General features: G+C 60.8%; 10 protein-coding genes and 1 pseudogene. 7 read left to right on the top strand and 4 right to left on the bottom strand.

Features of this window, described 5'->3' with window-relative positions; translation table 11 throughout:
- Positions 1-19 precede the first annotated feature (19 nt).
- Positions 20-1,864, top strand: coding sequence for a gamma-glutamyltransferase (gene ggt, locus KL786_RS21555; RefSeq protein ID WP_215518922.1), 1,845 nt, complete (start codon positions 20-22; stop codon positions 1,862-1,864).
- Positions 1,865-1,911: 47 nt separating this feature from the next.
- Here the strand turns inward: ggt and ddlA are convergent, their stop codons facing one another.
- Entirely contained in the window at positions 1,912-3,006 is a 1,095-nt protein-coding gene (gene ddlA, locus KL786_RS21560; protein WP_215518923.1) for a D-alanine--D-alanine ligase, read from the bottom strand.
- 153 nt (positions 3,007-3,159) lie between these two features.
- Here ddlA and KL786_RS21565 point away from each other — a divergent pair, with 153 nt between their 5' ends.
- Together KL786_RS21565 and KL786_RS21570 are read left to right on the top strand one after the other, a co-directional pair.
- A complete protein-coding gene (locus KL786_RS21565; RefSeq protein ID WP_032859894.1) occupies positions 3,160-3,969 on the top strand; it encodes an AraC family transcriptional regulator in 810 nt (269 codons plus the stop codon).
- A gap of 221 nt (positions 3,970-4,190) precedes the next feature.
- Complete coding sequence (locus tag KL786_RS21570) at positions 4,191-4,706, top strand: GNAT family N-acetyltransferase (protein ID WP_215518924.1); 516 nt, start codon at positions 4,191-4,193, stop codon at positions 4,704-4,706.
- A 39-nt stretch (positions 4,707-4,745) separates the two neighbouring features.
- On the opposite strand, the gene KL786_RS30150 is transcribed toward KL786_RS21570, so the two are convergent.
- The 3 genes and pseudogenes from KL786_RS30150 to KL786_RS21580 form a co-directional block, all read right to left on the bottom strand.
- Positions 4,746-5,177 (bottom strand): methyl-accepting chemotaxis protein, encoded by a 432-nt coding sequence (locus tag KL786_RS30150; protein WP_373347773.1) that lies wholly within the window; start codon positions 5,175-5,177, stop codon positions 4,746-4,748.
- A 108-nt stretch (positions 5,178-5,285) separates the two neighbouring features.
- Positions 5,286-6,104: pseudogene (locus tag KL786_RS30155) on the bottom strand (PAS domain-containing protein); the annotation flags it as partial.
- A 62-nt stretch (positions 6,105-6,166) separates the two neighbouring features.
- Positions 6,167-6,499, bottom strand: coding sequence for a DUF2790 domain-containing protein (locus KL786_RS21580; RefSeq protein WP_215518926.1), 333 nt, complete (start codon positions 6,497-6,499; stop codon positions 6,167-6,169).
- Between the two features lie 257 nt (positions 6,500-6,756).
- On the opposite strand from KL786_RS21580, the gene KL786_RS21585 reads away from it, so the two are divergent.
- From KL786_RS21585 to KL786_RS21600, 4 genes are all read left to right on the top strand, one after another.
- Positions 6,757-8,085: an OprD family porin gene (locus KL786_RS21585; protein WP_215518927.1), complete on the top strand. Its 1,329-nt coding sequence runs from the start codon at positions 6,757-6,759 to the stop codon at positions 8,083-8,085.
- A gap of 186 nt (positions 8,086-8,271) precedes the next feature.
- Positions 8,272-8,466 (top strand): DUF2790 domain-containing protein, encoded by a 195-nt coding sequence (locus KL786_RS21590; protein ID WP_215518928.1) that lies wholly within the window; start codon positions 8,272-8,274, stop codon positions 8,464-8,466.
- A gap of 290 nt (positions 8,467-8,756) precedes the next feature.
- The gene (locus KL786_RS21595; protein ID WP_215518929.1) at positions 8,757-9,431 is read left to right on the top strand and encodes a heavy metal response regulator transcription factor; all 675 of its coding nucleotides are present in this window, start codon (positions 8,757-8,759) and stop codon (positions 9,429-9,431) included.
- Entirely contained in the window at positions 9,428-10,825 is a 1,398-nt protein-coding gene (locus KL786_RS21600; protein ID WP_215518930.1) for a heavy metal sensor histidine kinase, read from the top strand. The genes KL786_RS21595 and KL786_RS21600 overlap by 4 nt, the downstream gene beginning before the upstream one ends.
- The last annotated feature ends 22 nt before the right edge of the window (positions 10,826-10,847 follow it).

Below are 10,847 nucleotides of genomic sequence, written 5' to 3' on the forward strand. Positions count from 1 at the left end.
ACAACAGATCATTCTCAAAATGAACGGAGTTCAGCGCGTGCTTTTCACCCTACGCTTGCAGCGTCTTACCAGTCTCTCGGTGATCGTCGCCGCCCTCAGCCTCAGTGCCTGCCACAGCGCCAGCCCCCCCGGCTTGCCTCCTGCGCCGGAGCTGGGTTCGGGTTATCGCACCGACATGACCGTACGCCATGCCGGGCGCCATATGGCCGCTGCGGCCAACCCGCTGGCGGCCGAGGCCGGGCGGAGCATCCTGCGCCAGGGTGGCTCGGCGATTGATGCGGCCATCGCCATGCAAGCGGTGCTGACGCTGGTGGAACCGCAGTCTTCGGGGATCGGCGGTGGCGCCTTTATCATGCTGTGGGATGGCAAGCAGGTACGGGCCTATGACGGCCGTGAAACCGCACCGGCCGGCGCGACGGCCGACCTGTTGCTCAATGCCGACGGTACGCCGATGGCGTTTGCCCAGGCGCAGATTGGTGGTCGCTCGGTCGCCACGCCTGGTGTATTACGTGCACTGAAGATGGCCCACGAACAGAACGGTCGTCTGCCCTGGGCCCGGCTGTTCGAGCCGGCGATCCAGTTGTCCGAGCAAGGCTTTGCAATTTCCCCGCGTCTGCACAGCCTGCTCGCTGCCGACCGCTATATCAGCCAGTCGCCGGACATGGCGGCGTACTTTCTCAATGCCGACGGCAGCCCGAAAGCCACCGGCACCGTGCTGAAAAACCCGGCGCTGGCCAATGTACTCAAGCGTATTGCCAAAGAGGGACCCGACGCGCTTTACCAAGGCCCGATCGCCGAGGAAATTGCACGCAAAGTCCAGGGCCACCGCAACGCTGGCAGCCTTGCACTGAGCGACCTCAAAGGCTACCGCGCCAAGGAACGCACACCGTTGTGTACCGACTACAAGCGTTGGCAGGTATGCGGTATGCCGCCGCCGTCGTCGGGCGGGGTTGCCATTGCGCAGATCCTCGGCACCTTGCAGGCCCTGGAAGCCCGTGACCCGCGCTGGGCCCTGGCACCGCTCAAACCCGTGAAGACCGCGACAGCTGCCGGCCTGGAACCTGCGCCCGAAGCGGTGCATCTGATTGCCGAGGCCGATCGCCTGGCCTACGCCGACCGTGCGCAATATGTCGCCGATGCAGACTTTGTCCCGGTACCGCTCGCGGGCCTCGTCGCCCCCCGTTACCTGGCCAGCCGCGCGGCATTGATCGGTGAGCGCAGCATGGGCGTGGCCAAGCCAGGCCAGCCGACCGGGATTGAGGTGGCCTACGCACCGGATCGCTCGCCGCTGCGCATCTCTACCTCGCAAGTGGTGGCCGTGGATGACCAGGGCGGCGCGGTATCAATGACCACCACCATCGAGGCGGCATTCGGTTCCCATGTCATGGTCCAGGGTTTCCTGCTGAATAATCAGATGACGGACTTTTCCTTTATCCCTGAGGAAAACGGCCAGCCAGTGGCCAACCGTATCGAGCCGGGCAAACGCCCACGCTCGTCCATGGCGCCGACCCTGGTCTTCGACCGCCAAAGTGGCGAACTGCTGGCCACAGTCGGCTCACCCGGTGGCTCGCAGATCATCGAGTACGTGAGCAAGTCCCTGGTGGGCATGCTCGACTGGAACCTCGACCCGCAAGCCGCCATCAGCCTGCCCAACTTCGGCAGCCGCAACGGCGCGACCGAATTGGAGCGAGGGCTGTTCAGCGCACAGTTGAAAGCGGCACTCAAGGATCGGGGGCACGCCTTGAGCGAGATCGACATGACCAGCGGCACCCAGGCCATCGTGCGGGTGCGGGATGCCCAGGGCAAGGCAACGTGGAGTGGTGGCGCGGATCCACGGCGTGAGGGTGAGGCGCTGGGGGACTGACTCAGGATTACCACCATCGCCGGCAAGCCGGCGATGGCGATTGAGGCTTAGCGGCTGATCTTCAAGCCCTTGCGCAGCCCATGCCGCTCCAGCGCCAGTTCGATCAGGCGGCTGACCAGCTCGCTGTAGCTCATCCCCGCCGCCTGCCACAACTTGGGATACATGCTGATGCGGGTAAAACCGGGCAATGAGTTGACCTCGTTGATCAAGACTTCACCGTCCTCGCAAAGAAACACATCGACCCGCGCCAGGCCTGCGCAGCCCAGCACTTCAAAGGCCTCAACGGCCAGGGCGCGAATGCGCTCGCTGTCTTCGACACGGATATCGGCAGGCACCAGCACTTGCGCGGCCTGGTCGTCGATGTATTTGCTGTCGTAGGAATAGAAGCCGTCACGCACCACGATCTCGCCACAGCCGCTGGCGATGGGACGCTCGTTGCCCAGCACTGCGCATTCGATTTCCCGGCCTTTGACGGCAGACTCCACCAACACTTTTTCATCGAAACCCAGGGCCAGTTCAATGGCGGCCAGATACTCGGTTTCGTCAGCCACCTTGCTCACGCCCACTGAGGAGCCTTGGTTGGCCGGTTTGACGAACAATGGCAAACCCAGCTTTTGCCGCGCCTGGTCGAAGGTGGTGCGCGCCGCATTGCCACGGTTGAGGGTGATAAAGGGCGCCACGGCAATACCGGCATCGCGCAGCAGGCGTTTGCTGATGTCCTTGTCCATGCACACCGCCGAACCCAGCACGTCGGAACCCACGAACGGCAAGTCCGCCATGCGCAGCAAACCTTGCAGGCAACCGTCTTCGCCGAGGGTGCCGTGGACGATGGGGAAGATCACATCAACGTGCTCCAGCAGACTCTGGCCCGAGGTTTCCACCAGTTGCCGGCTGACCTTGCCCGGCACCACCGCCAGTTCGCGGTTGGACTGGTTGAGAGCGATCAGCGCCGGGTTTTCCTGGTTGAGCAGGAAGTTCGAGGTGTCGTTCAGGTGCCAGTGGCCGGCCTTGTCGATACCGATCAACACCGGCTCAAAACGCGTGCGGTCAAGGGCGTCGACGATGTTGCGTGCCGACTGCAACGACACCTCATGCTCGGCCGAACGCCCACCAAAAATAATACCTACCCGCAACTGACTCATGACCCGGCCTCACTGTAAAAGTAAGGTTTATTACCATGAGCCGTCAGCCATTAGCCACCTTTGCAACCACGCACAATCGTACAAGACCCCGGCAGACAGCCGCCCCAGACTCAGTTAACGTAACTCCATCCGACATCTTTCGAAAAACATCCCATGGGCAAACTCACCGCGAACATCGACTGGCTGCACCGGGCGCCCCATGCCAGCGGCCTGGAGCGGATCGAGGCGTATTTTTCCGGGTTTGGCTTCGACCCTCACCGCCACGACACCTACGCCATTGGCCACACCCTGTTCGGCGTGCAGAGCTTTCATTATCGCGGCAGCCAGACCCACAGCCTGCCGGGAACGACCATGGTGATCCATCCGGACGAGGTCCACGACGGCTGGGCCGGCAGTGAGGAAGGCTTCAAGTACCGGATGATTTATGTGGAGCCGGCGCTGATCCAGCAGATTCTCGGCGGCAAGCCGTTGCCGTTTATCCACAATGGGCTGTCCAACGACCCATGGCTACACCGGGCCTGCCAGGCCTTTGTGCAGCAACTCGACTGCCCGCTGGACCCGATGCAGGAGCAGGACGCGCTGTTCGACCTGGCCCATGCCCTGAACAATGCCTCGGGCATCAGCGTCTGTCGCAAGACCTTTGATTACCAGGCCGCCGAACGCGCCCGTGAATTTATCCACAGCGCCTTGGGGCGCAGCATCACCCTGGATGAAATGGCCGCGCACTGCGGGCGGGATCGCTGGGCCCTGTCGCGGGATTTCCGCCTGCTGTTCGGCACCAGTCCCTATCGCTACCTGACCATGCGCCGCCTGGATCTTGTGCGCAACCTGCTGGGTCAGGGCCAGTCATTGGTGGATGCCGCGCTGATCGCCGGTTTCACCGACCAGAGCCACATGACCCGGCAGTTTCGCAGCACCTTCGGCATCCCGCCGTCGCGCTGGGTGAAGATGCTCGGCCGTTAAACTGTAGGAGCGAGCTTGCTCGCGAAGAACCTGAGAACGCCGTGTTTATCCAGGATAAACGCGGTGCATTTGAGTTCTTCGCGAGCAAGCTCGCTCCTACAGAAATGCTGAGCCTCGCCCCTGGCATTGGCGCAGGCGCAATGGTAGCCGGCGCTTGAATCCTGCCGCCCGAATGTGAGAAGAAGAACCCCTGCGCTACTGCCATCGCGAGGTTTCCAGGGATGAACCTGACATTGACGCCCCCACAGTGGGATGACGTGAACGAACTGCTGGCGTTCGAGCTGGCCAATCGGACATTTTTCGAAAGCTGGATCAATGCCCGGCCCGAGGCGTACTACAGCGTCGAAGGGGTACAACGTGCCATCGAGAGCGCACTGCTGGAGGCCAGCGAAGACCGCGCCTACCAGTACCTGATCCGCGAAAACGGCGTGCTGGTCGGGCGGATCAACTTTACCCAGGTGCGCCGTCGCTACTATCACTCGGCCTCCCTGGGTTATCGCATGGGTGCCGAGTTCACCGGGCGCGGCCTGGCCCGGCAAGCCGTGGCGCTGGGCCTGGAGAAAGCCTTTGGCGAGCACGCCCTCAAGCGCATCGAGGCCACCGTGCGCCCAGAGAACCCCGGCTCGCTGCGGGTGTTGCAGCGCAGCGGCTTTACCCAGTATGGTCATTCACGCAAGGCGTTCCTGCTCGACGGGCAATGGTCCGATCTGTTGCTCTTTGAGATCCACGCCCCCTGATGCTCTTACCTTTGACCTTGCCGGCCTTGAGTCAGGTGTCTAGGTGGACAACTGATTGGCAAACTGACCAACCGCACTCACCACTTTCTGCGCACCGTCCTGAATCTCGACAATCACCGTGCCCGCTTCTGCCGCCAGGGACAGGCCCTGCTCGGCCTGCAGCCGGCCATCGGTCATCAGTGCCACGGCATCGCGGGCCATGTCCTGGTTCTGGCGCACGACGCCGACGATTTCTTCAGTGGCTTTGCTGGTCCGCGACGCCAGCTGGCGTACTTCATCGGCCACCACGGCAAACCCCCGCCCCTGTTCGCCGGCACGGGCCGCTTCAATGGCTGCGTTCAGCGCCAGCAGGTTGGTCTGCTCGGCAATCCCGCTGATGGTCTTGACGATACTGCCAATCACCTGGGACTGCGCATTGAGTGCCTCGATGCCCTCGCCGGCCTGCTCCATGTGCTTGGCCAGGTCGCGCATCACTTCCACCGCCTGGGTGACCACAGCGGTACCGCGCTGGGCGCTGCTGTCAGTGTGCAATGAGGTGCTGTAGGCAATGTTGGCGGCCTCGGCCACCGCGCGCTCCTGATTGACCTGGTCGGTGATCACCGTGGCGAACTTGACCACTTTGTACAGCCGCTCGTTGGCATCCAACACCGGGTTATAAGACGCCTCCAGCCAGACCTCGCGGCCATGTGCGTCGATGCGTTTGAAGCGCCCGGCGACAAATTCCCCACTGTTCAAACGCTTCCAGAACGCCTGGTATTCGGCGCTGTTGTAATCCTGTGGTTCACAGAATATGCGGTGATGCTTGCCCTTGATCTGCGCCAGGTTGTAACCCATGCCCTGCAGGAAACGGTCGTTGGCGGCAAGCACATTGCCATTGAGGTCGAACTCGATCACGGCGGTGGAACGCACCAATGCGGCGATCAGGTTTTCGTGCTCGCGGGAGGCTTCGATGGTACGGGTCAAGTCGCTGGAGTACACCGAGAAACGCATGATGCGTCCATCCGCACCACGCACCGGCTGCACGATGGAACGCAACCACGCCTCCTTGCCGTTGCCACGCAGCAAGCGCACGGTGCCGGCAAAGTGCTCGCCACGACTCAGGGCGTTGTTGAAGCGTTGCTGGAACTCATCGCGTTTCACATGCTCCGGTACAAACTGATGAATAGCGTGCCCCAGCAAGTCGCCGGACCTGTAGACCATTTCGTCGAGGAAGTTCTGGTTGACCGACTCGATACGGCCCTCTGGGTCCAGGCTCAAGGCCAGCATCTCGCTCTCCAGGCTTTCCTTGACCTGCTGCAGGCTGGACAGTTCTTCGCGAAGAGCGGACAGCTCCTGCTTCAAGCGGGTATTGAACATGGGCGGCACCGGAGGGCAGATATGAATGGATTGTCTAACCATCGGCGCTGCTGGCGTTTTCTGAAGAGTACTTGAGCCCCAGGCTCAACTATTTTTTCAACCCCTCAACTGCCGTTGTTACGGCACAAGCCCATGACCTGATACTCAAGGGTCTTGATAGTGCCGCTGGAGTCTTCATAGGTCATGCGCGAAGGCACGACCTTGCAGGCACGAATCGGCGGCGTGACGCTGACCACCTTGGCGATATCCAGCTTCATGCCATATTCGTAAGCCCGCACCTGGGGCGCCGGCTTGCCCTGCTTGGCGGCGTACCGGCTCATGGCTTGCTGGTTCTGCTGCATCAATTGAGCAATCTCGCGATCGCCGCCGACTTCAGCCATTGCCCCCATGGAGAGCGAAAAAACCATCACGCCCAAAGCCAAGGTCAAACGTTTCATAAGAGTCTCTCTCGTCTGATTTCATCGTTGAAAATTCAGAGCCAAGAGTAACTAACGCACCCTGTCAGAAGGTTCACGCGCAGATTACGTATCCGTCAGGTTCTCTATAACTGGCTAAATTGTAATGTGCGTGACACCTCTGCGTTATCTCGCGTTTGCAACTATAAGCCGGGCCTCCTGGGTTTCGGGCGCCCATCCAATAAGAACGCCCCAGGCGACTAAAAAAGCTAATAGCTGCCAACACTGAGGAGCGATACATGCGCACTAAGCACACACTTTCCCTTTCCATCATCGCCGCACTGGCTGGCGCTACGCCGCTGGCGAGCATGGCGGTGGAAGACAAGCCCGAAGGGTTTATCGAGGGCAGTACGTTGAACGTGCTGGCCCGCAACTTTTACTTCAACCGTGATGACCGCAAGGGCCAATCCAGCCCGACTGGCAACGGCTACTCGGAAGCCTGGGCCCAGGGCCTGATCGGCAAGTTCGAGTCTGGCTTCACCCAGGGCACCGTGGGGTTTGGCCTGGATGCCTTCGCCATGTACGGCCTCAAGCTCGACTCCGGCACGGGGCGCAGCGGCGGCAAGGGCTCCTTCGGCATGTTGCCGGTAGACAGCGACAACCGCCCCGAAGACGACTACAGCAAGCTCGGCGGCGCGGTGAAAATGCGCCTGTTCGATACCGTGGTCAGGGTCGGTGATGTGTTCCCGAAAACCCCGGTGGTGCACTACGGTGACTCACGCCTGCTGCCGGAAAGCTTTCGCGGTGTCACCGTGGAAAACACCAGCCTAGAGGGCTTGAGCCTGCAAGGTGGACGCTTGCATGCCATGAGCCAGCCCACCAACAGCAGCCTGCGTGACGGCTTCGCGACGTTTTATGCCGGCAATGTGAATTCGCCGTGGGTCGGTTACTTCGGGGGCGACTATCAACTGAACCCAAACGTGAGCCTGAGCCTTTACAGCAGCCGCTTGAAGGACGCCTGGGACCAGTACTATTTCGGCACGGCGGCCAATTATCCACTGACAGAAGAGGTGTCGGTGTTTGGCGGCTTCAATTACTACAACGCCCAGGATGAAGGCAAGAAACTGCTGGGTGAACTCAACAACAATATCTGGAGTGCCAAGCTTGGGGTGAAGGTCGGCGCGCACCAACTGGCCCTGTCGCATCAGCGCAACAACGGCAACAATGACTTCGATTACCTGCGTCAGTCGGACTCGATTTTCCTCGACAACTCGATCCAGTACAGCGACTTCAACTCGCCCAAGGAGCGCTCCTGGGCCCTGCGTTATGACCTGGACATGCAGACCCTGGGCATCCCGGGCCTGTCGTTCATGACCCGCTACGGCAAGGGCACGGGCGCCGACTACAGCAACGCCAACTCGGTGTATATGCGCCGCGACGCCTTGGGTGACCCGCTCACCGACCAACGCCGCTGGGAGCGCGATATCGAGGCCAAGTACGTGTTCCAGGGCGGTACGTTGAAAGATCTGTCTGTACGCATTCGCCAGGCGACGGTGCGCTCAAGTGCCTTTGAGTCGGACCTGGAAGAATTCCGGCTGATCATGGAATATCCGCTGGCCATCCTCTGATCACACTCAACGGCAAGTGCTTACATTCACTTGCCGTTGACTAGCACTTCTTCACAATTTGCAGCCTGTCAGAACTGTAATATGCGCCTCACGTTCTCGTTAAGTTGAACTTTATATACTGCCTGCATCGACCGGCCGAGGCGATTTTTTGCAACTAACGGCAAAGGTCCTTTGCGGAGAAAGTTTATGAAGCCACTGCCTATTTTATTCACCGTTTTACTCAGCACAGCCTCCACCGCGGCACTGGCCGACGACGGCAGTGATCGTTCACGCCAGTTCCTGGCCGAGTTTCGCCAGCAACAGCAACAGATCCATGGCAGCGAAGCCGTGGCCGAGCAAACGCCAGCGCCCTCGGATACACCGGCCCCAGAGGCCATCTGAGCGGCGCACACCGAGCACATTCATCTCTTGAAGCTTTTTTTGTGGAGCTCCTTTGGAAGGAGATGAATTTTTAGCGCCCTTACGGGCGCTTTTTTTTGCCCGCTCGATGCAATCCCCCCCCGCCCCTGGCGACCAATTGTCGCACTGGCGCCCAAACAGCGCGATTGCTCGGGATGCGCCTTGACCCTGAAGTAGCTTCAAGGCTCAGAATTTTCCTACATTCAGGACTACAGCCCTTCTCCCGCGTAGCTCCATTCTCCTATTCGCTTATCAGTAAGAGGTCAATCTGCATGCGTATCCTTGTGGTTGAGGACGAGCCAAAAACTGCCGACTACTTGCATCAAGGCTTGAGTGAAAGCGGCTATGTCGTCGATCGTGCCGCCAGCGGCATCGACGGTCTGCACCTGGCCGGGCAACACCATTACGAATTGGTGATCCTTGATGTCAACCTGCCTGGCAAGGACGGCTGGCAAGTGCTGGAACAACTGCGCCGCGACACCACCTTGCGCGTAATGATGCTCACCGCCCGCGGCCGCTTGGCCGACAAGATCAAGGGCCTGGACATGGGCGCCGATGATTACCTGGTCAAACCCTTCGAGTTTCCCGAATTGCTGGCCCGGGTACGCACGTTGCTGCGGCGCAGTGAACCCATCGCGTTGCCGGAAGTTTTCCGCGTCTCGGACCTGGAGCTGGACCCGCGTCGCCATCGTGCGTACCGGGGCACGCGACGCATTGACCTGACCACCAAGGAGTTCGCGCTGTTGCAGGTTTTGATGCGCCAGAGCGGTGAAGTGCTGACCCGCACGCAGATTATCTCGCTGGTCTGGGACATGAACTTCGACTGCGACACCAATGTGGTGGAGGTGTCGATCAGCCGGCTGCGGGCCAAGGTCGATGACCAGAGCGAGGTCAAATTGATCCACACCATTCGTGGCGTGGGTTACGTACTGGAAGAACGCCCATGAGAACCGGCAGTTTATCCATGCGCCTGGGGCTCACCGTCAGCCTGATGGGCGCAGGCCTGGTGGTGCTGCTGGCAACCCTGGCGTACCTGACCCTCACCCATGAGCTGGAAAACCTCGCGCGCAAGGGCCTGGAAAGCAAGATGGAACAGATCCAACACAGCCTGCTCCAGGACCTCAACCCCCGAGACATCAGTGCTCGCCCCCATTCCTTGCTGGACCTGGTGATGGGCCACGACAATTTCTACCTGAGCATCATCGGCCCCGCGCCCGCCGACACCGTGCTGCTGAGTGTTGGTGCAAAGCCTCAGGAACCGTTGTTGCTCAACTTTGCAGCGCGCGAACAGTTGAGTTTTCTCAATTGGATCGATGGGCACGGCAATCAGATCCTCAGCGCGTCGAGCCGGATGCGCTTGAGCAGCGGGGATAATGTGCGGGTGCTGCTGTCCCTGAACCGCTCCGACGATCAAGCGTTGCTCAGTGCCTACCTGCGCTCCACGGTGATCGCACTGCCGCTGCTGTTGATTCTGATCGGTATGGGCGCCTGGTGGCTGGTGCAGCGTGGGCTGGCACCGTTGCAGCAATTCAGCCGCGTCGCCGGCAAAGTCACGACCCAGGACCTGACCCATCGCCTGACCGTCGAGAACCTGCCCAGGGAACTCAGTGAACTGGCCCAGGGCATCAACTTCATGCTCGATCGCCTGGATGCCGGTGTGCAGCAGTTGTCGCAATTCTCCGACGACCTGGCCCATGAACTGCGTGCGCCCCTGACCAACCTGATGGGCAAGGCCCAGGTCACACTGTCCCGTGCCCGGGCGCCTGAAGACTACAAATCGGCGCTGGAATCGAGCACCGAAGAGCTGGACCGCCTGGCGCGGATCGTCGCCGACATGCTGTTTCTCGCCCAGGTCAGCCATCCGGCGGCGCGGGCGTCGTTTGACGCCGTGAGCCTGGCCGATGAGGCCCACCGGGTCATGGAACTGTTTGCCCTGAGTGCCGAAGACAAACAGTTGACCTTGAGCCTGTCCGGCGATGCCTGTGTCCAGGGAGACCGGCTGATGATCCAACGGGCCATTTCCAACCTGCTGTCCAACGCCATTCGCCACAGCCCGGACGGCTCGTGCATTTCGCTGCTGATCGAACCTCACGCCAAGGGGGCCTCGCTGTCGGTGAGCAACCCTGGCGTGGGGATTGAGGCGCAACACCTGCCCCACCTGTTCGAACGTTTCTACCGTGCCGACAACAGCCGCGCCCGCACCGAGGGTGGCACCGGGTTGGGACTGGCAATCGTGCGTTCGATCATGACCTTGCACCAGGGGCAGGCTGATGTCAGTAGCGTGCCAGGGGGCGCTACCTTGTTCAGGTTGATATTTGCCCATGGGCTTGCCCGCGAATAATAGTTGCAGTGTTCTTTCGGCC

The organism is Pseudomonas sp. TAE6080, assembly GCF_018732265.1.
Classification (GTDB): domain Bacteria; phylum Pseudomonadota; class Gammaproteobacteria; order Pseudomonadales; family Pseudomonadaceae; genus Aquipseudomonas; species Aquipseudomonas brenneri.

Excerpts from the sequence above, each read along its gene's own strand:
- KL786_RS30150 (WP_373347773.1), bottom strand. The coding sequence starts at position 5,177 with ATGCGCGACCTGGCCAAGCACATGGAGCAGGCCGGCGAGGGCATCGAG.
- ddlA (WP_215518923.1), bottom strand. The coding sequence starts at position 3,006 with ATGAGTCAGTTGCGGGTAGGTATTATTTTTGGTGGGCGTTCGGCCGAG.
- ggt (WP_215518922.1), top strand. The coding sequence starts at position 20 with ATGAACGGAGTTCAGCGCGTGCTTTTCACCCTACGCTTGCAGCGTCTT.
- KL786_RS21580 (WP_215518926.1), bottom strand. The coding sequence starts at position 6,499 with ATGAAACGTTTGACCTTGGCTTTGGGCGTGATGGTTTTTTCGCTCTCC.
- KL786_RS21590 (WP_215518928.1), top strand. The coding sequence starts at position 8,272 with ATGAAGCCACTGCCTATTTTATTCACCGTTTTACTCAGCACAGCCTCC.
- KL786_RS21570 (WP_215518924.1), top strand. The coding sequence starts at position 4,191 with ATGAACCTGACATTGACGCCCCCACAGTGGGATGACGTGAACGAACTG.
- KL786_RS21595 (WP_215518929.1), top strand. The coding sequence starts at position 8,757 with ATGCGTATCCTTGTGGTTGAGGACGAGCCAAAAACTGCCGACTACTTG.
- KL786_RS21565 (WP_032859894.1), top strand. The coding sequence starts at position 3,160 with ATGGGCAAACTCACCGCGAACATCGACTGGCTGCACCGGGCGCCCCAT.
- KL786_RS21600 (WP_215518930.1), top strand. The coding sequence starts at position 9,428 with ATGAGAACCGGCAGTTTATCCATGCGCCTGGGGCTCACCGTCAGCCTG.
- KL786_RS21585 (WP_215518927.1), top strand. The coding sequence starts at position 6,757 with ATGCGCACTAAGCACACACTTTCCCTTTCCATCATCGCCGCACTGGCT.